Raw genomic sequence first — 24,843 nt, 5'->3', positions numbered from 1 at the left:
ATAGATAGGTCTAAACACAACTTAAATACCAAGTTTTTTAAACATTTCCTTTGTGTTATTAGAGGCAATTAGTCCGATTTTATTATCAGTTGATTCAAATGTTTTTAGAGTAACGGCATTGGGAATTTTTATTGTAGTAGGCCATTTATGTTCGCGTGCTACGTACTTATATAGCATAGTAACCGCTTGTGTAGGAGTGATGCCAAGCTCATCAAGCACGTTTTCTGCTTCTTCTTTTAATTCCGGTTCAACTCGTGCTCTTATGAAAGCTGATTTAGTCATACAATTACTTGAAATTTAACAATGATTACTACTATATTAGTAGCACAAATGAGATACATTAGCAAGAATATTTGTAACCTTATCTAAAAGAACTCTACAAAAAGAAGAAAAAAATGTATATACTAATATCGTAAATGATATAATTTAAAGAAAAACCTAATGTTAAACTTTGCACCTTATATAGATTTACCGCTTATTTGGGGTGGTCTTATAGCTACCGCTATTTGTTTATATGTTTTATTAGACGGTTTTGATTTAGGAGTAGGAATCTTATTTCCGTTTGCACCTACCGATGATTGCCGTCATAAAATGATCAATTCTATTGCTCCTTTTTGGGACGGTAACGAAACTTGGTTAGTACTTGGCGGTGGTGGTTTATTTGCAGCTTTCCCATTGGCATATTCGCTATTAATGCCGGCTTTATATATTCCTATTACATTGATGTTACTTGGTTTAATCTTTCGAGGTGTAGCTTTTGAATTTCGTTTTAAGGCTCATATAGGTCATCGTTATATTTGGGATTACGCTTTTCATTTTGGTTCTATGCTTGCTGTTTTTTGTCAAGGTTTAATGCTTGGTACGTTTGTCCAAGGAATAGAGATAGAAGGACGAGAATTTGCAGGAGGGAGCTTTGATTTTCTTACTCCCTGCTCCGTTATGACGGGGATAGCATTAATATTCGGTTATGCACTCTTGGGTGCTACTTGGCTTATTCTGAAAACAGAAAAGAAAACACAAGATTGGGCTTATAAATCTGCCTTATATATTTTATTTTACGTTGCACTTTTTATGGGGCTTGTAAGCTTATGGGTTCCTTTCTTAAATAACCACATAAATCATCGTTGGTTTAGTGTACCTAATATTTACTATTTATCGATTGTACCTATTGTAACTGCTTTAATATTTATTAAGTTAATTAAAGCCGTTAAGCAAAAAAAAGAAGTAAAGCCGTTTATTTATACGATCTTGTTATTTTTATTAGGATATTTAGGGCTTGCGATAAGTATATGGCCATATATCGTTCCTTATAAAGTTACGCTCGAAACCGCAGCAGCAGCACCGGAGTCACAGTCTTTACTGTTGGTAGGGGCTGGGATATTCCTACCTGTCATACTTGGCTATACTTTCTATTGTTATTATATATTCCGTGGCAAATCATCTCATCATCCGATATATTAAAAAAATAACCTCTTGTCTAAAAGGGTGGCAATGGTTTATTATTCTATGGCTCAGCGGATTATTATCCACGCTACTTTTAACTTATATAGTTAAGCTGGTGTTTAAGGCGATAGGATAGGGAAGTAAAATCGTTATAGTCATTGCGAGCGAACGTAGAGAGCGTGGCAATCTCAGGATTTTGACCTGAGATTGCTTCGTCAAAACTTACAGTTTTTCCTCGCAATGACGACTCTAGTTTCTCACAATTGCGACGTACTAATAAAAATATATGGAAAAAATCTCAGCATTTATTATTACCAAAAATGAAGCGGCAAGGATAGCAAGAGCTATAAATAGCGTAAAAAATATTACTGATGAAGTGATAGTAGTCGATAGCGAAAGTACGGATGATACGGTAGCAATCGCTGAACAATTAGGAGCAAAGGTAATAGTAAAGCCGTGGCTTGGCTATGTAGGACAGAAATCTTTTGCCGAGAGCCTTTGCGTAAATGATTGGATTCTTAATATTGATGCCGATGAGGAGTTGTCTAAAGAGTTACAAGACGAAATAGAGTATATTTTTGCCTCTCATAATCAAGATCGTTATTTGGCTTATCAAATAAAGCTGTTAATAATGCATCGTAATGACCAAAAGCCACGAATGTTTGCTCCGTTTAATAAATGTACTCGGTTGTATAATAAAAAATTTGCAAGTTTTGAAAATACCGTAAATAGTACTACTCATGATTCGGTGGTATTTAACAAAGATGTTGATTTTGCAGGTAAAATTTATCTATTAAATGGAGCTGCTTATCATTATTCCGGTACTTCAGTTGAGCAGTTGGTAACTAAAGCAAATTTTTATTCTAGCGAGCAAGCAAAAGATTTAGTTAAGCAAGGAAAAAAGCTTTCAAATTTTCGTTTAACAACTGAAATGATATGGTGGTTTTTTAAAGCGTTTTTTATCAGACGCTATTTTGTATTCGGTTTTGACGGTTTTGTAGATTCAATGATTTTTGCCTTTGCAAGGTTTCTAAGGCTTGCGAAGTTAAGAGAGTCGTCGCTTAAATCAAAAAACGTCATTGCGAGCGACTGTAAGGAGCGTGGCAATCTCATGAAATAATAAACAAACTTCTGAGATTGCTTCGTCGATATTTTGCATCTCCTCGCAATGACGATTTAAAAAATAAAAGTAACTTATGAAAGAAAATTTTAACGTTAGTAAATTAAAAAACGGCTTAACGGTTTTGACGTATAATATGCCTTATGTTAATTCGGTAGCAATAAATTTAATTGTTAAAGTTGGAAGCCGTTATGAAAATCCTGAAGAAGAGGGCATTTCTCATTTTCTTGAGCATATGGCTTTTAAAGGTACAACAACAAGAACGGCAAAGCAAATAGCCGAGGAATTTGACGAGATAGGCGGTCATTTTAACGCATATACTGGTCATGAAAAAACAATATATTACGCACGAGTATTATCTGAGAATTGTGATAAAGCCCTGAATATACTTGCCGATATAATACAAAATTCTATTTTTGCCGAAGAAGAGATAGCAAAGGAATATCAGGTAATATTACAGGAAATAGCCCAAGCCCATGATAATCCGGATGATTTAATATATGAGAAGTTTTATAGCAGTGTTTATAAGGACCAGCCGCTCGGTAAACCGATTCTTGGAACAAGCAAAACATTATCTAGTTTTACTAAAGAGCATTTTTTGAGTTTTATAGATAAACATTATAACGCTGGAAATTTGTATTTATCGGTTGCCGGTAATGTTGATCACGATAAAATAGTAAGTAGTGCAGAGCGATTGTTTTCCTCTTTAAAGCAAGGAGAAAAAAGTAATTTTCTTCCTGCAAAATATATAGGAGGTAATAGCTTTATCAATAAGGATTTGGAGCAGACTACTTTAATCCTTGGTTTTGAAGGAACGCCTTATATTAACTTAGAAAGGCTTTACCGAACCCAGTTACTTGCTATAATATTCGGAGGTGGTATGTCTGCGCGACTATTTCAGCATATTCGTGAAAAATTAGGTCTTGCATATGCGGTGGGTAGTTATAATAGTACATATTCTGATAGCGGGGTATTTACTATTTATGCAAGTACCGCACATGATAAATTAGAGTTATTATACAAAGAGCTTAAAACCGAAATAACCAAGATGACTGAGAAAGTTAATGAAGAAGAGATGATTAGAGCTAAAACGCAACTACGAAGTAATTTGTTGATGGCACAAGAAAAAGTAGCTTATAAATCAGAAGAAATCGGTAAAAATTATGCAGCTTTCGGTAAATATATTCCTCCTGAAGAGATTATGGAAATTATTACTAATATAAAAGCCGATGACATTATTAATACGGCAAATAAAATATTTAGTAGTATTACTACATCGGCAATTATCGGTCCGAATGATCTTCGAGGGTTTTAATGTTATGTTTGGATACCGTCATTGCAAGGAAAAATTGAAAATTTTGACGAAGCAATCTCAGGAGTATTGATTCATGAGATTGCCACGCAGTCTACGAATGCTCGCAATGACGGAAAAATTGCTCCACGTCACAATGCCCGGTTGTAATGACGATGAAAATGAATTTTGAGAAAATAATAAATGAAAACACAACTTTACAAAGGTTCAAGTAAAATTCTATATTCCGCCGAAGAAGATTTTTTACTTATAATGGCCTTTTCCGATAATGTTACCTTAGAAAGCGGTGAAATTATTGAGGTCTCAGGCAAGGGAGTACTTAATAATAATATTTCTTCCTTTCTAATGGATAAACTGGAAATGAACGGCATTGAAAATCATTTTATTGAAAAAATAAATATGAGGGAGCAATTAATTCAATATGTTGAGGTTTTTCCGGTACAAGTAATAATATCATCGGTAGCGTGCGGTAGATTTGTAAAAGAGTTTGGTATGGACGAAGGGTATGTATTTGATAAACCGATCATTGATTTTAAAGTCCGAAGTCGTGAATTTAAATATCCGATAGTTAATGAGTATCAAATATTAAATTTCGGCTGGTTAACTAGGGATGAAATTAAAGCGGTAAAAGAGCAAGCTTTGCGTATATATGATTTTCTAAGCGGCTTATTTATCGGTGTCGGGATTCGTCTTGTTGAATGTAAATTAGAATTTGGGCGTGTGTTTAACGGTGAAGAATCTATCATTATGTTAACTGATGAAATTAGTCCGGATAATTGTAGGTTATGGCATATTAACAGTAATGAAAAATTGGGATTTGAATTGCTTGAAAACGAGCCTAATAAAGCTTTTGAATCATATCAGCTAATAGCTGATCGTTTAAAAGAAAAATAAATATATTTTTAAAGCGATATATGCTATTTTGGACTTGAAAAACACTCCGATGTCGTACCGGTTTTGTTGCATGGTTCGATTTCACCGTCATTGCGAGCAGGCTTTGCCTGCGTGGATCAATTTCACCGCTGTCATCCCGTGGCTTGACCACGGGATCCAGTTAAAAATACTAAAATTATTAGTATTTTTTATTGTTTTTATGGACCCCGTGGTCAAGCCACGGGGTGACAGTGAGGTTTAATTATTCACGTGGGAATGACATAGAATCGCTGTACCGAGTTATACAACAAAGCCAATACCACACAAGGATAACATTTTTGATTTTTAATAATTTTTTACAGTAAAAAAGATGAAAATACGATTTATTATAATAAGTTTTATAGCTCTAATCTTATTAGGATGGGGATATGCTGCCTATAAATTTGAACATCAAAGTAAAGAGAATATTATCTCTATTCTTGATGAATACGGGGAATATATAACTTATGATTCAATAAAAGTTAATAAATATAGCTTTAGCGTTACTTTAAATAAGGTAATGTTAAAACCTATAGATTTTTATTATGACGAGGTGGTTATTAGGCATATACCGTTTTTAAATATTACAAAAATTGATTCTTACGGAAATAATGTAAAAATTACTACCGCTCAAGATGAAGCAGATATTTTGTACTCGCCTGATCATCATACAACAATTTGGTTTAGAAAATCTTTATTTAATAGAGAGCCTAGTTATTGGAAATTAAGCTTGAGCGACAATAAATCGACTCTTTATAGTTCTATAGGTGCAGAAAAATTAGCAGAAAATGATATTAGCAATACTGTAATTACTAATACTAAAACATCGGATAATCTTAATTTGCTAACTATAGACAGGAAAAATACCGTTTTTTTTGTGTCTGAAAACTGTGACAAAAATTTTTCTGATAAGATTTTAAAGTTTTTAAGAAGCAAAATAGGAGAGGATTTTAATCTTAACTCATTTGATTATGATTTAGCAAAATTGGAGATATTAAATTTGCCGACTACTTATAACGCTCAATTAAAGCTTAAATATAGCGATGAGTTATTAGCTCTCGGGAAATTATTAATTCAAAACTTTTCTCTAGATAAAAAGCAAGATGAGAATATGAATGCCGTTATTTTTATGCAAATATTAGGTGAACTCGTAAAAGGTAAGCCGTTTTTATTTGCTTGCGATATTGAAAGAAAAGGAAAAATAGAAAGTAATTTATACAAATTAAATATAGAAAAAGATAAAATTTTTGATTTTGCTTTAAATATTAAATCTACTATAGAACCTTCTGAAACATACCAAAAAACAGCAGTTGAAGCTTTAGGAAGCTACTTTAGTAACGGTTTAAATAAAAGAGCCGAGTTAGATAAAATTTTTAAACTAACTAGCCCTATTACTCAAGAAGACGGAGAAAAAGTAATGGGTGTTTTTGCAAAAATAAATAATTCTGAATTTAATTTAAAAGGTAAGTTTGATCCTGAAGCAAAAAAATTATCCGGTAAAACTAATCTTGTTATGGATGATTTTAATTTTGCTATTGATATTGATATGCCTAATTTAGATAATCCTCTGAATCTAGAAAGTGTAATAAAATTATCGGATCCAAATGCGTTTATAAATAATTTTGTGAATTATACCGATAATGCCGTAATACCGGTGCTTAATAAAATAGAAGATTCTAAGGAATTTGCTTTAAACCTAAGAAAACAATCTTCAGTAATAAAGCAATACGGCTTTAGGGCAATAGAAGCTCTTAGTAAAAATTCTGAATTAAAAGACGGTGAATCTTTAGTAGTTGACGTGAAAGGTAAAGATACTGGACTAACCTTTAATGATAAAGCTATTGATCAGATTTTTGGTGATGCTAGAGTATTAGAGTTTATGAACGCTATGGCTCAAATAGAGCAAGAAAGAAAAGCTGAAAATAAGAAATAGTAAGGTTAATGATAAAGCATATAGTATTATTTAAATTTTCAGTAACTGCTTCAGAAAAGCAAATAGAGCAAGCTTTAGCAAAGCTTGGAAATTTAAAAAATATATCTATTCCACAAATTAAATCTTTTAGTTTTGGTAAAAATTGTAGTCCTGAAAATTTAAATAAGGGTTTCAGCTATGCATTTATTATGGAGTTTCTTAATGAGAAAGATAGAGAAGACTATTTAAACCATCCTGATCATATTAGAATAGCTTCAGAGGATGTTATGCCTTTAACTAAAGAAGTGATAGTATTAGATTATAAAATTTGAAGAAAAAATAAGTTAGAATAAAAATGATAAATATTTCTTTTCCTGACGGTAGTGTAAGACAATTTGAAAAAAACATTACCGCCTATGAAGTAGCAAATGCAATTTCAATGTCGCTTGCTAAAGCAGCAATGGTTGCTGAAATAAACGGTGAGCTTAAAGATTTAAGTACCGTAATTGAAAGTGATTGCAAGCTTCGTATTTTAACCGCAAAAGATCCTGAATGTCTTGAGATAATAAGGCATGATGCAGCACATTTAACAGCAGAAGCAGTAAAGGAATTATTTCCTGAAACTCAAGTAACCATCGGTCCTGCAATTGAAAACGGTTATTACTACGATTTTGCTCGTGATAAGCCTTTTACCACTGAAGATTTAGCCGTTATAGAAGCTAAAATGCAAGAACTTTCAAAGAAGAACGAGAAAGTAACAAGAGAGCTATGGGATAGGGATAAAGCTGTAGAGTTTTTTAAGTCGATAGGAGAGCATTATAAAGCCGAAATTATTGCGGGGGTTCCGGCAGGTGAGCCGATTACCTTATACAGGCAGGGTAGTTTTATTGATTTATGCCGAGGTCCGCATGCTCCCTCTACAGGGTTTGTTAAACATTTTAAGTTGATGAAAGTTGCAGGAGCTTATTGGCGAGGTGATAGTCGTAATGAGATGTTGCAGCGTATATACGGTACGGCGTGGGCTACGAAAGAGCAATTAGACAATTATCTTTTTATGCTTGAAGAAGCCGAGAAACGTGATCATAGAAAGCTAGGGCGTGAGCTTGATTTATTCCACTTTCAAGAAGAAGCTCAAGGTATGGTATTTTGGCATGATAAAGGCTGGAGTATATATAATACTATTGAGCAGTATATAAGAAGAAAGATTCGTAAAAACGGTTATACAGAGGTTAAGACTCCTGTTTTGGTGGATAAAAGCCTTTGGGAGGCTTCAGGACACTGGGAAAAATTTCGTGATGATATGTTTGCGTTAGAAACAGATGACAAGACATTAGCTTTAAAGCCGATGAATTGCCCTTGCCACGTGCAGATTTTCAAACAAGGTATTAAGAGCTATCGTGATTTACCGCTTCGTATGTCAGAGTTTGGTTTGTGTCATCGTAATGAGGCGTCCGGTGCATTACACGGTTTAATGAGAGTGCGTAGCTTAGTGCAAGACGATGCTCATATATTTTGTGCAGAGGAGCAAATTACCGATGAAACAGTTAGTTTTTGTAAATTACTGACGGAAGTTTATAAAGATTTCGGTTTTACCGATATAAAGGTAAAATTCTCTGATCGCCCTGAAGTTCGTGCAGGTAGTGATGAAGTTTGGGATAAGGCTGAGAATGCTTTAAAAGAAGCAGTGGAAAAAGCAGGTTTCACTTATACGCTAAACCCGGGTGAGGGGGCATTTTACGGACCGAAGCTTGAGTTTGTATTAACAGATGCGATAGGGCGGCAATGGCAATGCGGTACGCTTCAGATGGATTTTGTTTTGCCGGAGCGACTCGATGCTAGCTATATTGCAGCAAGCGGTGAGAAAAAAAGACCGGTAATGCTCCATAGGGCAATACTCGGCTCGCTTGAGCGTTTTATCGGTATATTGATTGAAGAATATGCCGGGCGTTTTCCTATTTGGCTTGCTCCTATACAAGTCGCTATTGCAACAATCACAAGCGATTTAAACGATTACGCTTTAGAAGTGCAAAAAGCTTTAATTGATAATGGCGTAAGAACGGATATTAATATCTCACCTGATAAAATTAACTATAAAATTCGTGAGTTTTCTAATCAAAAAATACCTATAATTGCCGTAATCGGTAAGCAGGAAAAAGAAAATAAACAAGTAACGATAAGAAGACTCGGAACTACCGACCAGGAAGTATTATCGATAGAGCAGTTAATAGCGTTAATTAAGAAAGAGAATGAGAAGTATTTGTAGATTTTAAATCTAAAATGTGATATAAAATAATGATAATATGTATCATAGGGATATGATATCCCAGTTAGGAAAAATCCTAAGGAGCTTATATGAGAACTATTATTAATATAGCTGATTCGCAAATTAAAATTCTAGATCAACTATCCAAGAAAAAAAAAATATCAAGAGATAAAATTATTGGGCAAGCTTTAACTAGTTACATTGCTAGTAATGATCACAATAATAAAGCATTTGAAAACGCTTTTGGACTTTGGAAAGATAAAAATCTAGATAGTTTAGAATATCAGACTAAATTACGTAATGAGTGGAACGAATGAAAGCTACCTTTGATACTAATATATTAATAGACTACCTCCTTGGAAACTTATCAGCTCGTAGAGAAATTAGTTTATATAATAATCCTCAAATTAGTATAATAACTAAAATGGAAATACTAGTTGGTACATCAAAAGAGAACCAAGAAATTATAGAAAGTTTTTTTAAAAATTTTCTTATAATTAATCTGACTGAAGAAATTGCTGAAATTGCAGTAGTTCTTCGTAAAGAAAATAAAATTAAACTACCTGATGCTATAATATGGGCTACTGCAAAGTTTACCAATAGCATATTAATTACAAGAAATACTAAAGATTTCCCTGTTAGTGCTTTTGATATAAAAGTACCTTACAGTATATAGATTATATTCTGTGTATTTACTTTATTTAAAATGCACAGAATATAAATTTGACATACATTTCTCAATTTATGAAAACAACATCTCATCCCGTCTCTTTTTTATGGTCGGTTATAAAGCCGTATAAATATTATTATCTTATTATGATGATGGCTCCGTTTTCAAATGGTGTTCATCCTATTTTATATAATTATGCCGTAAAGCTTTTGCTTGATCTGTTTACCCAAAATGAACAAATTACATTTGCACAAAGTTATAAACCGGTAATGGTTTTTATAGCTGCACAAGCAATACTTGACGTAGCTTGGCGTACTCATAATTTTGCACAACTTAAAGCAATGCCTGGTCATGCCTCCATATTGCAGTTACGCCTATTAAAAAGCTATACGTTCAATAAGAGTACCAATAACCTTATCATGAATATCCAATGACTTGGAAAAGCAGATTGTCTTACGTGCAAGCCTCTTGCATCTCGTTCTAAGGTTCAAGTTACTTCGTTCTATCCGTTGAGTGTATTTTTTACTGATAATATGCTTTTTAGGGTCTAATAACCTAGCATAACTCCCCCATCCATCTGTATAGTAAAAAGTCACCTTGAAATTCTCTAGTTTTTTCAGTAATGATTCTAATGTGCTATCACATCTTGTACCAAACGTATAAGCAACTACTTTTAACGAAATCTTATCCAAGGCATACCAAAGCCATCGTTGTCTGGATTTATTCTGTACATAAGACCATTGTTCATCTATCTCAGGAGCAATAATTACTTCTGTTGTACTGATAGAATGATTTATTGTTTTTAATACTAGATTTTTTTAAAACACGGATAACTGTATTGATACCCACTTTTAATACTCTTACTGTATCTCTAACTCCAGAGCCGTTGATTGACATTTCTACTATTTGCTCCTTAACTCCAGGCTTAGATGCATTATTAATATACTCCAATTGAAAATATCGATTACACCGCTTGCATTGATATCTCTGTTGTTTTGAAATTGAATATCCTGACTTTATTACTTCTTCTGTGTTGTTACAATATCTACACTTAACATCTATTTTTGCCATAACTCCTTAACTATAATTCTCTCTTATTACTGTTTGAGGATTATAGACTATTTACTCTAAACTGCAATACGGAGGCACGACCCAATGCCTTATATCTTTCAAAGCATTATGAATAAAATTTGTAATCACTGTTTTCATTTGCCGTATACTTATTTTCAGAATAATCTTTCCGGCTCTATAGTCGGAAGAGTACGGGGCATAGGTGATAATTATTATAAAATGAACCAAGCTATTGAGTGGAAATTAAGCAAACCTCTACTCATTACACTATTTTCAGGGATTACTCTTGCCTATACTAATATTAAAATATTTACTGTTATTATTGCCTTTACTGCTCTTTATCTACCGCTTGCATTACATTTTTTTACCAAACTTGCTAAAATGGAACAGGCTAAGCAAGATTCTTGGTATAATTTATTTGGTATAGTGGCTGATTGTATCACAAACATTTTTACTATTTTTTCATTTGCCGCAAAAAAGCGAGAATTAAATAAAGTACAAGATGAACGCTAACGAAACAAAACTAACTATGAAGTTCATAACCTAATAAAAGGCATTTATTACATTTATAATCAAATATTCCATGAAATGTTGTTTTTAATTGCCAATCTTTTTTACAAGATGGGCAATTTGAATAATTAGAACGTGCATATGAGTTTCCTGATACCGGTTCTGCTATAGGATAAAAAACTTTCTTTTTTAAACATTTTTGTATTCGCTTACTAATTTTTCTTCCTTCTATAGAAATATCACTGTCTAATTCTGCTAATTGTCTTTCCATTAACGGTTCTAATTTTTTATAGCTTGAAAGCCATAATCTGCGAGCCGCCGCATAATCATTTTTCCAAGAGGTAATTGTTCCTCCGAGATATCGGTCTTTATCATTTATTATATATAAAGGTAGATATATCCCCTCATCTGTACGTAATACAAGCTGCTTTTCATAAGCTTTTGACCATGAAATAGGATATAAATAGAGAAATTTTGCATTTTCAATATTTTCTTCAATATCAATAGGGGTTTCACTAATATAGTCTGCTGTTATTTTATAACTAATTATTACGCCCAATTGCTCTAATTCATCTTTATCTTTCAATGCCTGATAGCTTAAATGTGAAGCATGCAAAGCATCTTTATTAGGAATTACTGCATAAAAAACCAGTTTATTTTTTGTGGGACTAAAAAATTCTCCATTATTTAATATATTACCGTTTTGATATAAAGAACCGATAAAACTACAAAGTAAATGCCAAGTCTTTCCATAATCCTTTAGTAAGAATTGCTTACTTTTATTAAACGATATAGTAACAAGATATATGCTAGACATAGTTTAAATAAAATTTACCTACTTAGCTAAGAATGCTGCCTTTTATAATCTAACTTAATCGAAGTTTATTCCTAAAAAAGCTTACTATTTAGGAATGAGTTCCTAAATAGTTATATTAGTATTGATTTTAAACCTGCTTTAAAAAGAAGTATAAAATACTACTTTTTAAAGCAAAGAGTTACACCCCTAAGGCTTTTTTACCTTTAGATTGTTCTTGTTCAACTGCTTGAGTATGAGATTTGACTTGAGGGATTGCAAGATCGACTACATGTTCATATCTAACGCCGTTTTCAAATAAAACTTGACCGCATTTATTCACTTGAATAACATCTTCTTTAGAGAATTTATTTAAAATAACTTCCGTGATGTCATAAAGGAATTTCCAAGATAATTCTATTCTTTCTTGTAATGTCAGCTTTTTATTTTCCGGTTTTTGACTATTAAGGGCAACATTTGGCGAATCATCAATATTACCTCCTTCAGTAGGTAATATATTTTTTTTACGTGCTGCTATTTTCTTATACATTAAAAATATTAATAATAATGCTAAGCAACCTATGGCAATTAAAATATGAGTATTAGAATTAGACACTATTTTGCTCTTCCTTGTTGTTGAGTTAAGTTTTGTGTTTTAGAAAGCATCATAACCACTGCTTTACCTATATTAACTAAGTTAGCTATATCAGGAGCTAGCTTTGCAACTGCTAAGACCGGAGGCGGTAATAAGTTAGTTTTTATTGCTAGACTTATAACATTTCCGAGTTCTTTACTTCCTGGTATTACTCCTACTATTTTTTTTATGTCGCTTGCAATTTCCGTAGCTTTTTCTGCGGCTTTACATAAGGATTCTATCTTTTCGCCAAAAGAAGCTTCCGGATTTAATACTTTTAATAATTCTGTTTTAGCTTCATTTAGATTATCCGAAATAGTATTCTTTACAGAGTTTAATTTGTCAATATTTATATCTTGCGGAATTGCATTTTCAATATTACTTTTTAGTTCTGCTATTTTTTCTTCTACTTCATCTTTGCTTTTTGGTATAGCTTTAGCAGCTTTTGCAACATTCTCTAGTGAAGCTCTGTTATTAGGGTTTTTATTTGCTATTTCAATAATTTTTCGAGGCGATTCCTTTGAGATTTCTGAAATTGCGGCAACTTTCTTAGCTTGTTCATAAAGGTTTTCAATCTGGTCATTAGATTTAGTCTTTTGCCTCATTTCTTTTATATCATTGTGCAAGTTTGTTATTTTCGGTAATAATTTTTCCGAATCAATGAGGTTATTTACTTTTTCAAGTATACCGATTATTTGTATAAATATTACAAGCATCGGTATTTGAGTCGATATAACTCCAACTAGTATATTTTCTAATGATTCTATAATTTTTTTAGAAGCCCCTGGATAGAGTTTATCTAATTCTTGCTGAAATTTTAAAACTTGTTCTAAAACGTTTAAACATTTTTCTACAATAATCCCGTCAAATAAAAAGATATCTTTTGTTTTTAACTGTTCTTGATATGCTTTCTCAAGTGCTTCAGATAAAGTAGCTAGAGATTCTTGGATTGTCCTATTAAAAAGTTTTTCTATTTTCTCTATATCGATATTTTCAGTGTGAGATAATTCATTTAAAGAATTTTGTAAAATATAAAATAAATGATCTTCCAAATCTTTTACATTCATTTTCAAAGATTTTGTAAAACCTTTTAATTTTATTAACAGTCTTTGTAGTTCTTCTTGTTGCTCTTTGTTTAATCCGCTGAAACTAGAAAAATTAATTATAGACATAAAATTTATTATTTTGTTACCAAATATTAATTAATCTTAAAGCTTTATAACCGTAAAATAAAATGTAAAATAGTTATCATTGCCCTTGAGATTAATTTTTGTTATATTACGTGCTAACATTGCTACAATAGATTTATATTGTTTTATTAGGATATAGGTATATTCTTGAAAGATTAAACTAATCTAACTAACATATTATCAATTATTCAAAAAATTTATGCGTAAATTAACTACATTTATTATCACATTATTACTAACCGGTTCGGCTGCTGCTGTTGATTTGCAGGAAGCTTTAACTGAAGGATATAAGAATAATGAGGAGCTGAAAGCTGCTAGAATTAAGTTTTTGAATGCGATTGAGCAGTTCCCTCAAGCTTTCTCAGGATTTATGCCTAGTGCTGGATTGCAGATTAATAGACAAAATAGTAAGACTAAATATAATAAAAAATATACTGATAGGCTTGGTCTTACTCCAAAAGAGACAGATAGCAATCAAGGTGCATTAACAATTGAGCAATCATTATTTAGCGGTGGTTCTAGTGTTGCGGCTCTTAAAGCTGCTCAATCAGGGTTTAGAGCATCACGAGGCGAATATTATGCTGGCGAACAAAAAATATTATTAAATTTAATAACTGCTTATCTTGATTGTTTTGAGAGCAAAGAAAAATATGATATTTCTGAAAGTAGAGTTCGTACTAACATACAACAAGTTAACACTGTTGAAGAGAAATTAAGACTAGGGGAAGCAACGGTAATAGATATAGCAACTGCAAGAGCAGGGCTTGCAGCGGCAGAAACGAATAAACTAGCTGCCTATGCCGATTTTCAAGGAAAAAAAGCAAATTTTATTAGAGTATTCGGAATAGAGGCTACTGATATAACTATGCCTAATTTACCTGATAGATTACCTGCTTCATTGGATGAGTTAACAAAAAAAGCCGCTAAGTTAAATCCTGATATTGATTCGGCAAGACATAATGTAACTTCGGCGAAAGCTTTGGAAATGGTGCAGAAAGGAAAATTATTGCCGCAAGTAAGCGTAAAGTTGCAATCAGGTAGAACTAACTATAATCCACAAGATCCAGCTGTTCAAAATATAAACAATAAAAGCTATACTACTATTCTTTCGGTAAATATACCTATTTATCCAGATGGAGGAGCTCAATATTCAAGAATCAGATCGGCTAAAAACCAAACAAGAAGTAGTGCAGTTCAGCTTGATAGTGCGATAAAGCAGACACAAGCGGGTGTTGTAAGTGTGTGGGAAGGATTTGAAGCAGCAAAATCTCGTATTGTTGCAGCTAATCAAGGCGTGGAGGCTGCACAAATATCATATGACGGTACAGTGCAAGAGGAAATAGTCGGCTCCAAAACTATCCTCGATGTTTTAGATGCTGAGCAAAAATTGTATGAAGCAAAAATAACTCGTGTGGATGCGTATAAGAATTCAGTACTTGCGGCATATCAAATGAAATTGTTAACCGGCGAGCTAACGGCTCAAAGTTTAAAACTTAAAGTAAAATATTTTAGTCCTGAAGAAGAGTTTAAGACTATTAAAAAGAAAATGTTTATAGGTTTCTAACGTGAGTAAGGAAAATAAAAAGAACCAAGATATGTCTGTAGAAGACATATTAAAATCGATTAAAGGAGTAATTAACGAGCGTAAAAATCCTATTTATGAAAATGATAGTGAAGATGAAGATATATTAGAACTAACGGAAATAGTAAATCAAGATGAGGAAGAAAAGTTAATATCAACTAAATCTGCTGAAGCGGTAGGTGATATTTTTAAAAATTTTACCGATACTATTAAAGATAAAAAGCTGGATAATAATATCTCATCTAAAAATGCACTTGAAGAATTAGTCATTGAGATGTTAAAACCGGAACTTAAAGCTTGGCTTGATAAAAATCTACCTGTACTTGTTAAAGAGTTAGTAGAAATTGAAATAAAGAAATTGGTGCAGAATAGTAGGAAGTAGGGGAGTGTAATGTCATTGTTATACCACTCTTTATATGTCATTCCTGCGAAAGCAGGAATCTAGGCTCTGTGAACATTTCTGAAAAGATTTAATTTTGGCTATTTTTTGCTGTAAATTGTAAGATTTTTTTGAAATATGAATAACTATTCCTTCAAAAATCTTATTAATTTTCGCTAAAAAATATCTCAAAATAGCAAATCAATTAGAAATGTTCACAGAGCCTAGAAAAAACCTAAATTATCAACATAATATGGATTCCTGCTTTCGCAGGAATGACAAGGTAACATATGTTAAATAAATTATGTAAGATATTATTTTTTATCAATCTGTTATTGGTTGCAGTGCAAAGTTATGCTTCCCCTCCGCCCTTGCCGCCATCATTACCGGCTGCCGAAATAGATACTAAAGACAAGGATGTTAGTTCTAATTCCGATATTTCTTTTTTTGATAAATTTAAGCAATTTTTTAGTAAATCAAAAAAGAAAAATATCTCTCCTAAACAGCCAAATGAGCAAACTAAAGCAGCTAATCAAGAAGAACTAAAGCTAGCTTCACAAGAGCATACTGAAGCTGATGCGTCTGAACCTTTTATAGATACCGGTAATACGTCGTTGCCTAGTGCCACCGCAAGTAATGAACATGAAAATAGTACAAATTTAGCTTCTCATGACATTCAGGAATCTAATGAAACCGAGGCATCTAAGCCTTTTATAGATGTTGGTAATACAACATTGCCTAGTGCTGCAAGTAATGATGTTCATACAAATACCGAACATGAAAATAGTACAAATTTAGCTTCTCATGATAACACACCGGATACACAACAAGCACCTAATGAATCGGAAACATCTGAACCTTTTATAGATATTGGTAGTGCAAAGTTACCTAGTGCTATAAGTAATGAAATACATGAGGAAGAAGTTGCTTTTAATGAGCATAAAGATACAAATTTAGCTTCTAATATTATAACTCCTAATGTACCGAGACCGATAGTATCTATGCCTCCGGCTCAAGCCGGAAGTTATGTAGTGCCTCCGCAGCGACCGGTGCAAATATATAAATCGACCAATTTGCCGCCTGTGCATAAGCCTATTCCGCTTAATCCACCTCCTGATGCTAATAAAGAGGAAGAAAGCGTAACACCGGTAGCATCGCCGGCAACACCGTCTATTAATATGCCTGCTGTTTCTCCGCCTGTGGTTAGCCCGCCGGTAATCCAAGATACTACTACCCCTAGTACTATGCCGACAACGGTACCTCCTGCAGAAACTCCGGCAGTACCTAGTAACGTACCTGCACCTCCGGTAATGCCTACAAATCAACCTTCTACACAGCCTATAACACCTCCTAGCCCAAATACACCCGTTACTACTCCGTCTAAAGTAGTTCCTACAACTGATTCTTCGGCGGAAATAAATAACTCTCAAGAGACATTTGTTGCTGTTTCAGATGTCCCAAAAAAACAAGATTGGAATACGCCGCTTATACCGGTTGTTGTAGTGAAGCCGAATCAACCTCAGACTTTAGAGAAGCAAGTCAATAATAATCAAACTACAAATAATCAAGAGAAATCACCTCCGGTAAGCTCTTCAAATGTCACGATTCAAAAACAGGATGATAAGGTGAATAATGAAACCTCGGAATCAACAACAAAATTCGTTAAAGATGAAACACAAATGTTACTTTTACCTGATGATGATATAGTTCTTGGTAAACTAACAGAACAGGCTAATTTAGAGCAGATGGATATGTATGCATATATAGAGCTGTTCCAAAAGAAAGAAGAATGGATAGCAAGTGCTGAAAGAAGAAAAGTTGTAGAGAGTTTTATTAAATATGATAATGATATAAATAAAAAGAAAGATATTTATGCCAATCTATCTTATTGTAAGGCAGTAGATAATGCTTTTAGAGCAGTTGATAGAAACAATCTTTTTGGGTTGCGTGCGTTACTTGACGTTTATCCAATATTGCAAGAAAAAAGTAGAAGCGGTGAAACATTACTAACTGCTGCTATTTATAACGATAATTACTATTTAGCAAAATTTTTGGTCATACGAGGTATTAAAATTTCTACTCTAAACGATGAATGCCAATATCCGTTAGATATTGCGTTAGCTCAAGGAAACGCTAACATAGCTTGTATGTTAATCAAAGCTAAGGGGTATAATTGATTTGGTCATGCCTCCATATTGCAGTTACGCCTATTAAAAAGCTATACGTTCAATAAGAGTACCAATAACCTTATCATGAATATCCAATGACTTGGAAAAGCAGATTGTCTTACGTGCAAGCCTCTTGCATCTCGTTCTAAGGTTCAAGTTACTTCGTTCTATCCGTTGAGTGTATTTTTTACTGATAATATGCTTTTTAGGGTCTAATAACCTAGCATAACTCCCCCATCCATCTGTATAGTAAAAAGTCACCTTGAAATTCTCTAGTTTTTTCAGTAATGATTCTAATGTGCTATCACATCTTGTACCAAACGTATAAGCAACTACTTTTAACGAAATCTTATCCAAGGCATACCAAAGCCATCGTTGTCTGGATTTATTCTGTACATAAGACCATTGTTCATCTATCTCAGGAGCAATAATTACTTTTGTTGTACTGATAGAATGATTTATTGTTTTTAATACTAGATTTTTTTAAAACACGGATAACTGTATTGATACCCGCTTTTAATACTCTTACTGTATCTCTAACTCCAGAGCCGTTGATTGACATTTCTACTATTTGCTCCTTAACTCCAGGCTTAGATGCATTATTAATATACTCCAATTGAAAATATCGATTACACCGCTTGCATTGATATCTCTGTTGTTTTGAAATTGAATATCCTGACTTTATTACTTCTTCTGTGTTGTTACAATATCTACACTTAACATCTATTTTTGCCATAACTCCTTAACTATAATTCTCTCTTATTACTGTTTGAGGATTATAGACTATTTACTCTAAACTGCAATACGGAGGCACGACCAATTTTTTTATAAATTTCATCTTGTGTAACAAAGTCAATAATATTTCTAACTTCAATCTCAAATTTTTTTTATCAAAATTTGAGGTTAGTACTTCTACTATAAAAGAACTTAATGGATTAAGATCAAAACCGATAACCTTTCTATTAAGTCTAATTGCTTCAAAAAAAGCAATTCCACTTCCCATAAATGGATCAAGGCAAATCCCATTTTCTGGAGTATAAGTTTTAATGTATTCAGCCCAAATATTATGTGGTTTTTTGCCCCAATATTTTAGTGCTGTATATATAGGTGGTCTTTTTTCTTCCACCAAGGCATGATTAACACCTTTATTTGTTGATATATCAATCATATATTTGAAAGCTGAAATAATTAATAATAAACATATTTATATAGCATATTAATTAATTTGATTCTATAAGTAATAGAACCTTATTAAGTAAATTATGTATACTTAGTTTAGAACTTCATATTAACTATTCTATTTTTTAAATTTTTAGATATCTTATCAACTGTTTCTATTAATACTAACAATTTCTTTAAAGCCTAATTGCTTTTCTATGTTAAATAGTTTAATTTAGGAAAGAAAATAATTAATTAAATCTCTAATATATGAGCGATTTATTCAGCTTTAACAAAGAAAAGAAAAATAAGCTAGTCGATAATAATTACAGTGCAAAAGATATTGAAGTATTAGAGGGGCTTGAGCCTGTTCGTAAAAGACCGGGGATGTATATCGGGGGTACTGATTCAAATGCTATGCACCATTTAGTATCTGAAGTGCTAGATAATGCTATGGATGAAGCGGTCGCCGGCTTTGCAAGTATCATCACGATAAAAATGCATCAAGATCATAGTATTACTATATTTGATAACGGTCGCGGTATTCCTATTGATAATCATCCTAAATTTCCTGACAAATCAGCTTTAGAAGTAATTTTAACTACTCTTCATTCAGGAGGTAAATTCTCAAATAATGTTTATCATACTGCAGGCGGATTGCATGGTGTTGGAATATCGGTAGTAAATGCTTTATCTAAACATTTAGAAATAAAGGTTTATAAACAAGGTAAATTATATAGCCAAAGTTATTCTAAAGGAGAAAAATTAACTGATTTAATATGTGAAGAAGCATCTAAAAGGCTAAGAGGTACATCAATAAATTTTACTCCAGATCCGGAAATTTTTAGTGAAAAATTACATTTTAATCCTAAAAAGATTTATGAGCTTGCAAGGTCAAAAGCCTATTTATATCGTGGTGTTACTATAGAATGGGAATGCGAAGTAGAAGTGCCGTCAGATATACCTAAAAAGGCATTAATAAATTTCCCGAACGGTTTAAAAGATTATTTAAGTTCAAAAATAACTTTAGATAATTTAATTATTCCGGAAATTTTTTCAGGTAATATAGAGTCTACGCCGGACGAGATAAAACTTGAATGGGCGATTTGTTGGCAAAATAATGATAACTCGGCATTTATTCAATCATATTGTAATACTGTTCCGACTCCTCAAGGAGGAACGCATGAGCAAGGTCTTAAGTCAGCTGTTTTACGTGGGCTTAAAGCATACGGTGAAATGATAGGAAATAAAAAAGCTGCTAATCTAACTATTGAGGATATTTTAGAAACCGCAAGTGTCGTACTTTCTATTTTTATAGCTGAGCCGTCTTTTCAAGGACAAACTAAGGAAAAATTAGTGTCAAACGGTGTAAGTAAACCGGTTGAGAATATAATAAAAGATCATTTTGACCACTTCCTTAGTAGCGATAAAGCTTTAGCTACTAATTTACTTGAGCATGTAATTGCTATTGCTGAGTTTAGAATAAGTAAGAAAAACGAAAAAAATATTTCCCGTAAAAATGCCACTCAAAAATTACGTTTACCCGGTAAACTTGCTGATTGCACACGAACTACGCCCGGAGGGACGGAATTATTTATTGTAGAGGGTGATTCGGCAGGAGGCTCTGCAAAACAAGCTCGTAATAGAGAAACGCAAGCAGTATTACCGCTATGGGGTAAAGTTCTAAATGTTGCGAGTTCTACGCTTGAGAAAATCGTTAATAATCAAGCAATACAAGATTTAGAAATAGCTCTTGCTTGCGGTAGTTTAAAGAATTATAAAGAAGAAAATTTGCGTTATGAAAAAATCATTATTATGACTGATGCAGATGTTGACGGTGCTCATATAGCTTCGTTATTAATGACTTTCTTTTTTTTACGAATGCCGAAATTGGTAGAAGAGGGGCATTTATATCTAGCTAAGCCTCCGCTTTATCGTTTAACGCAGTCTAATAAAACTTATTATGCAGGCGATGAAGAGGAAAAAGCTAGGTTAACGGATAAATTATCGAAAGCTAGTAAAGCTAAAATTGAAGTAGGTAGGTTTAAAGGTCTCGGCGAAATGATGCCTGCACAATTAAAGGAAACTACTATGCATCCGGAAAAAAGATCGCTTTTAAAAGTGACTTTAGAAGATTTTCAAAATGTCGATAAAATAGTAGATGATTTAATGGGCAAAAAGCCGGAAAAAAGATTTCAATTTATTTATGAACAGGCTTTAGTTAAAATGGATAAGATTATTAACGAATTGGATATTTAATAGTACTGATGTCATTCCCACATGGCATTGTTGCGTGGATGCCCAAAACCGTCATTGCAAGGAGCGAAGCGACGTGGCAATCTCATGAAGTAATACTCCTTGAGATTGCTTCGTCAATTACTTCGTAATTTCCTCGCAATGACGTTCTAACTACAAAATTAAACACATACGGAGTATTATGTTATTACGTTTAATTATAACACTATTTTTTATTATAAATTCTATTTGTGCATTTGCAGAAGAAGAAAAAGAAACTGAAAATAAAATATCAAATCAAGAAGCTTATAAGCAATTTCAAGACGTATTTGAACGTATCGAAAAGGATTACGTACAAGTTCCGGATAGGCAAAAAATGATAGATGAAGCAATTAACGGTATGTTAAACTCTCTTGATCCTCATTCAAGTTATTACACCGATGAGGATTTAGAAGATATTTTTACTTTTACAAAAGGTGAATTCGGCGGAATCGGTGTTGAAATAATGTATGATAGCGGAGCAATTAAGATAATATCGCCTATTGATGATTTACCGGCTTTTAAAGCAGGGCTTAAAGGCGGGGATTATATAGTAGGCGTGAATGACGAGTTAGTCTCTACGCTTGGACCTAATAAAGCTATAAAAGAGATGCGTGGTACGCCTGGTACTAAGGTTAAATTGTTGATAATTAAGGAAGAAGAGGCAAAACCGCAAGAGCTAGAGCTTACTCGCGAAATAGTAAAAATCAAGCCGATAAAAGCACATTTAGAAAAAAATAATATTGCATATATACGTATAACTACTTTTAATGAGTCAACAATTTCTGAGTTGAAGGCAGCAGTAAAGAAGTTAAAAACTGAAAGTAAAGATGACCTGAAAGGTATAATTCTAGATTTACGTAATAATGCCGGAGGTATACTAGATCAAGCTATTGCCGTTAGTGATTATTTTATTGATTCCGGTGTAATTGTAACAACAAAAGGTAGAACTACATCAAGTAATAGCGAGACTAAAGCAAATGAGTTTTCGTTAAAAGCTCCCAAAGTACCTATGATAGTTTTAATAAACGGTAATTCTGCCTCTGCCTCGGAAATAGTTGCCGGAGCTTTGCAAGATCATAAAAGAGCAATAATACTTGGCACTAAGTCTTTTGGTAAAGGATCAGTTCAGGCTTTAACGCAAATCAATTCTAGGGCTGCCGTAAAACTCACTATATCTAAATATTACACCCCAAGCGGTCGTTCTATTCAGGCAGAAGGAATAGAGCCTGATATTTTAATTGAGCCGGCAAAAGTCGAATATCCTGAGGTGAAAAAAATAGATAAGCGTTTTTCAGAAAGTTCTTTAAAAAATTACTTAAAGAATGATAATGAAAAAAATAAAGATAATTCATCTAAAAATAAAGATAGCAAAAAAGAAACAAAAGCCAAAAATAATAAACAAGAAGAGAATGAATTATCAGAATTATACAAAAAAGATTATCAATTTGCTCGTGCTTATGATGTAATTACAGGGTTGATTATTAATAAGAAGCTGGAAACGAAAGAGAAAGTTAAACAAGAAGATAAGTAGAGAGGATAATGTCATTCTAGGTTTTGCTGCATGGATGCCGAGTCGTCATTGCGAGGAGCCGTAGGCGACGCGGCAATCCAGAAAAATAATAAAAAAAATTCTGTAAATCAGAATTTTTAACTGGATTGCTTCGTCAATTACTTCGTAATTTCCTCGCAATGACGACTTTCAGTATCCATGCAACAATGCCTTTAGTTGAGTAGCTTATGACGATTTGGTATGTAAGCAAGCTTTCCACAGGAATGACATCCGTTGAGCTAAAAATAACTACTAGGTCTCGTAATGAACCATAATAAGTATATAATAAGATTGTCATTTATTATATTATTTCTTAATATTGTCATAAATATGATGTTTTATCGTTATTTTATGATAAAAGAAATGATAGTAAAACAAGTGGCTTTGGAACATACTAAAATTGTAGAACTTTACACTGATAATATTTGGAATACTCATCAGAACGTAATCAGTAAATTACATAAATTCGATTATTTAAAACTATTACAAGATCAAGATTTTATTAATTTTGCAAAGATTACCGCTCAATGGTTCACCAATCTTAATATTAATATTTCTCTCTACGATCTCAAAGGTAATAAATTCATCACTAGTAATATGTTACATATGTATAGTGTAGACAATTATAAAGATGATAGCTTGGTTGAGATATTTACCGCAAAAATCGATAAATTTTTTTTAAAATCCTTTACTTCAAAAGCTCCGCTTCGAGATGCTTTTGAAGGTATTACAAGTCATATATTATTACCAAGGGTAGTAATAGAAAATGAAAGTGATTTAACAATAGAAGAAGCTTCTTTTGTTACTAGCTATATCCCTGTTATAGATAATAATTTAGATTTTCCCGTAGATGCAGTATTTGAGATTAACACTAATATTACCAGCCAGTGGCAAAATATAACATCTCTTGAGCAAAAAGTTTTTATAACTTTTATCATTATTTTTATAATATTCTGCACTATAATTATTAGTAATACTAACTATGCTAGACAAATTATTGAGGAGCAGCTTGAAACAAATAGAAATTTAAAAGCTCAAATAGTAAAAGTAGAAAAAACCAGCTCTTCAAATACAAAGTTTTTTGCTAATATTAGTCATGAATTGCGTACACCACTTAATGCTATAATAGGCTTTTCGGAGATTCTTATGTCGGAAAGAGATGCAGAAAAAAGTAAAAATTATATTAAAGATATAAATGATGCCGGTAAACATTTGCTTAGTATGATTAATGATATTTTAGATCTTTCTAAAGCTTCTGCCGATAAATTAAAAGTAGATAGTATAGATCTTGATTTAAATAAATTAATTAGTTCTTCGCTGATACTTGTTAAGCCTCGTGCTAATCAAGCCGAAGTAGCTTTAATTAGTAAATTACCGAAAGAGCATGTGGTTATAAAGGCTGATCCAAAGAGGCTAAAACAAGTATTCTTAAATCTTTTATCAAATGCCGTGAAATTTACAAATTCCGGAGGAAGTGTTACTATTGCACTTGAAAAAGATGAGTTAGCAAAATTAGTATATATAAAAGTTATAGATACCGGCATCGGTATTGAGGAAAAAGATATCCCGAAAACTTTATCGGCGTTCGGTCAAATTGATAGTGAGCTTAGTCGAAAATATGAAGGTACCGGGCTTGGGCTGCCGCTTACTAAAAAGCTGGTTGAACTTATGAACGGTAAATTTGATTTGCAAAGTAAGATAAATGAAGGTACCACCATAACAATAACTTTTACATATGATGGTAGTATTGAAATATAAGTATACTCGCTGAATTTGAAAAATTGGCTTCGTTGTTTTTTGCTTTTAATCCTCACGTACTAGTATGTACGCTGCGGTTAAAAGCTTCAAAACGCCTTGCTCTTTTCCAAATTGAGCTTCGTATACCTACTCTTCATTTACT

Annotated in this window: 23 protein-coding genes and 1 pseudogene; 17 read left to right on the top strand and 7 right to left on the bottom strand. The window is 32.8% G+C overall.

Annotated features, from left to right (window positions below):
• Positions 1-21: 21 nt before the first annotated feature.
• Positions 22-282: a type II toxin-antitoxin system RelB/DinJ family antitoxin gene (locus tag ACNFN7_RS04400; RefSeq protein ID WP_040257140.1), complete on the bottom strand. Its 261-nt coding sequence runs from the start codon at positions 280-282 to the stop codon at positions 22-24.
• Positions 283-441: 159 nt separating this feature from the next.
• Between ACNFN7_RS04400 and cydB the strand changes: the two genes are divergently transcribed.
• The 10 genes from cydB to ACNFN7_RS04350 all read left to right on the top strand — a co-directional run bounded on the left by cydB (position 442) and on the right by ACNFN7_RS04350 (position 10,066).
• Entirely contained in the window at positions 442-1,461 is a 1,020-nt protein-coding gene (gene cydB, locus ACNFN7_RS04395) for a cytochrome d ubiquinol oxidase subunit II (protein WP_485441002.1), read from the top strand.
• 268 nt (positions 1,462-1,729) lie between these two features.
• Positions 1,730-2,563: a glycosyltransferase family 2 protein gene (locus ACNFN7_RS04390; RefSeq protein WP_485441001.1), complete on the top strand. Its 834-nt coding sequence runs from the start codon at positions 1,730-1,732 to the stop codon at positions 2,561-2,563.
• Between the two features lie 76 nt (positions 2,564-2,639).
• Positions 2,640-3,878 carry a M16 family metallopeptidase gene (locus ACNFN7_RS04385; protein ID WP_485441000.1) on the top strand — a complete coding sequence of 413 codons (1,239 nt, stop codon included), beginning with the start codon at positions 2,640-2,642 and terminating at the stop codon, positions 3,876-3,878.
• 180 nt (positions 3,879-4,058) lie between these two features.
• Positions 4,059-4,769: a phosphoribosylaminoimidazolesuccinocarboxamide synthase gene (locus ACNFN7_RS04380; protein ID WP_040257149.1), complete on the top strand. Its 711-nt coding sequence runs from the start codon at positions 4,059-4,061 to the stop codon at positions 4,767-4,769.
• Positions 4,770-5,118: 349 nt separating this feature from the next.
• The gene (locus ACNFN7_RS04375; RefSeq protein ID WP_485440999.1) at positions 5,119-6,720 is read left to right on the top strand and encodes a phosphoribosylaminoimidazolesuccinocarboxamide synthase; all 1,602 of its coding nucleotides are present in this window, start codon (positions 5,119-5,121) and stop codon (positions 6,718-6,720) included.
• Positions 6,721-6,728: 8 nt separating this feature from the next.
• The gene (locus tag ACNFN7_RS04370) at positions 6,729-7,031 is read left to right on the top strand and encodes a Dabb family protein (RefSeq protein ID WP_485440998.1); all 303 of its coding nucleotides are present in this window, start codon (positions 6,729-6,731) and stop codon (positions 7,029-7,031) included.
• A 23-nt stretch (positions 7,032-7,054) separates the two neighbouring features.
• Positions 7,055-8,962, top strand: coding sequence for a threonine--tRNA ligase (gene thrS / locus ACNFN7_RS04365; protein ID WP_485440997.1), 1,908 nt, complete (start codon positions 7,055-7,057; stop codon positions 8,960-8,962).
• Between the two features lie 89 nt (positions 8,963-9,051).
• The gene (locus ACNFN7_RS04360) at positions 9,052-9,279 is read left to right on the top strand and encodes a hypothetical protein (protein ID WP_485440996.1); all 228 of its coding nucleotides are present in this window, start codon (positions 9,052-9,054) and stop codon (positions 9,277-9,279) included.
• Positions 9,276-9,638 (top strand): PIN domain-containing protein, encoded by a 363-nt coding sequence (locus tag ACNFN7_RS04355; protein WP_485440995.1) that lies wholly within the window; start codon positions 9,276-9,278, stop codon positions 9,636-9,638. Before ACNFN7_RS04360 ends, ACNFN7_RS04355 begins: the two co-directional genes overlap by 4 nt.
• Positions 9,639-9,706: 68 nt before the next feature.
• Complete coding sequence (locus ACNFN7_RS04350) at positions 9,707-10,066, top strand: ABC transporter ATP-binding protein (protein WP_485440994.1); 360 nt, start codon at positions 9,707-9,709, stop codon at positions 10,064-10,066.
• Here ACNFN7_RS04350 and ACNFN7_RS04345 read toward each other — a convergent pair.
• Positions 10,010-10,703, bottom strand: a pseudogene (locus tag ACNFN7_RS04345) (IS1 family transposase). The gene ACNFN7_RS04350 and the pseudogene ACNFN7_RS04345 overlap by 57 nt on opposite strands.
• Positions 10,704-10,811: 108 nt before the next feature.
• On the opposite strand from ACNFN7_RS04345, the gene ACNFN7_RS04340 reads away from it, so the two are divergent.
• On the top strand, positions 10,812-11,216 hold the full coding sequence (locus ACNFN7_RS04340) for an ABC transporter transmembrane domain-containing protein (RefSeq protein ID WP_485440993.1): 405 nt from the start codon (positions 10,812-10,814) through the stop codon (positions 11,214-11,216).
• Positions 11,217-11,226: 10 nt separating this feature from the next.
• On the opposite strand, the gene ACNFN7_RS04335 is transcribed toward ACNFN7_RS04340, so the two are convergent.
• The 3 genes from ACNFN7_RS04335 to ACNFN7_RS04325 form a co-directional block, all read right to left on the bottom strand.
• A complete protein-coding gene (locus ACNFN7_RS04335; protein WP_485440992.1) occupies positions 11,227-12,030 on the bottom strand; it encodes a DUF2310 family Zn-ribbon-containing protein in 804 nt (267 codons plus the stop codon).
• A 178-nt stretch (positions 12,031-12,208) separates the two neighbouring features.
• Positions 12,209-12,622 carry a DUF2660 domain-containing protein gene (locus ACNFN7_RS04330; protein ID WP_011271301.1) on the bottom strand — a complete coding sequence of 138 codons (414 nt, stop codon included), beginning with the start codon at positions 12,620-12,622 and terminating at the stop codon, positions 12,209-12,211.
• Positions 12,622-13,812: a hypothetical protein gene (locus tag ACNFN7_RS04325; RefSeq protein WP_485440991.1), complete on the bottom strand. Its 1,191-nt coding sequence runs from the start codon at positions 13,810-13,812 to the stop codon at positions 12,622-12,624. The genes ACNFN7_RS04330 and ACNFN7_RS04325 overlap by 1 nt, the downstream gene beginning before the upstream one ends.
• A 217-nt stretch (positions 13,813-14,029) precedes the next feature.
• On the opposite strand from ACNFN7_RS04325, the gene ACNFN7_RS04320 reads away from it, so the two are divergent.
• The 3 genes from ACNFN7_RS04320 (at position 14,030) to ACNFN7_RS04310 (ending at position 17,968) form a co-directional block, all read left to right on the top strand.
• Positions 14,030-15,394 carry a TolC family protein gene (locus tag ACNFN7_RS04320; protein ID WP_485440990.1) on the top strand — a complete coding sequence of 455 codons (1,365 nt, stop codon included), beginning with the start codon at positions 14,030-14,032 and terminating at the stop codon, positions 15,392-15,394.
• A gap of 1 nt (position 15,395) precedes the next feature.
• Positions 15,396-15,794, top strand: coding sequence for a DUF2497 domain-containing protein (locus ACNFN7_RS04315; RefSeq protein WP_485440989.1), 399 nt, complete (start codon positions 15,396-15,398; stop codon positions 15,792-15,794).
• Positions 15,795-16,081: 287 nt separating this feature from the next.
• Positions 16,082-17,968 (top strand): ankyrin repeat domain-containing protein, encoded by a 1,887-nt coding sequence (locus ACNFN7_RS04310; RefSeq protein WP_485440988.1) that lies wholly within the window; start codon positions 16,082-16,084, stop codon positions 17,966-17,968.
• A 33-nt stretch (positions 17,969-18,001) separates the two neighbouring features.
• On the opposite strand, the gene ACNFN7_RS04305 is transcribed toward ACNFN7_RS04310, so the two are convergent.
• Both ACNFN7_RS04305 and ACNFN7_RS04300 read right to left on the bottom strand, forming a co-directional pair.
• Positions 18,002-18,695, bottom strand: a protein-coding gene (locus ACNFN7_RS04305) for an IS1 family transposase (protein WP_485440658.1) whose coding sequence is annotated in 2 segments (ribosomal slippage) — positions 18,002-18,410 and positions 18,409-18,695 — 696 coding nt in all. Because the reading frame shifts where the segments join, the coding sequence is not laid out codon by codon here.
• 51 nt (positions 18,696-18,746) lie between these two features.
• Positions 18,747-19,085: a DNA methyltransferase gene (locus ACNFN7_RS04300; protein ID WP_485441236.1), complete on the bottom strand. Its 339-nt coding sequence runs from the start codon at positions 19,083-19,085 to the stop codon at positions 18,747-18,749.
• A 302-nt stretch (positions 19,086-19,387) separates the two neighbouring features.
• Here ACNFN7_RS04300 and parE point away from each other — a divergent pair, with 302 nt between their 5' ends.
• The 3 genes from parE to ACNFN7_RS04285 all read left to right on the top strand — a co-directional run bounded on the left by parE (position 19,388) and on the right by ACNFN7_RS04285 (position 24,701).
• A complete protein-coding gene (gene parE, locus ACNFN7_RS04295; RefSeq protein WP_485440987.1) occupies positions 19,388-21,376 on the top strand; it encodes a DNA topoisomerase IV subunit B in 1,989 nt (662 codons plus the stop codon).
• 178 nt (positions 21,377-21,554) lie between these two features.
• Positions 21,555-22,925 carry a S41 family peptidase gene (locus ACNFN7_RS04290; RefSeq protein ID WP_041078832.1) on the top strand — a complete coding sequence of 457 codons (1,371 nt, stop codon included), beginning with the start codon at positions 21,555-21,557 and terminating at the stop codon, positions 22,923-22,925.
• A 282-nt stretch (positions 22,926-23,207) separates the two neighbouring features.
• Positions 23,208-24,701 (top strand): sensor histidine kinase, encoded by a 1,494-nt coding sequence (locus ACNFN7_RS04285; protein WP_485440986.1) that lies wholly within the window; start codon positions 23,208-23,210, stop codon positions 24,699-24,701.
• The last annotated feature ends 142 nt before the right edge of the window (positions 24,702-24,843 follow it).

Source organism: Rickettsia sp. MAE-05, assembly GCF_057319745.1.
Note: the sequence above shows the minus strand (reverse complement) of the source record. Positions and strands in the feature narration are given on the sequence as shown.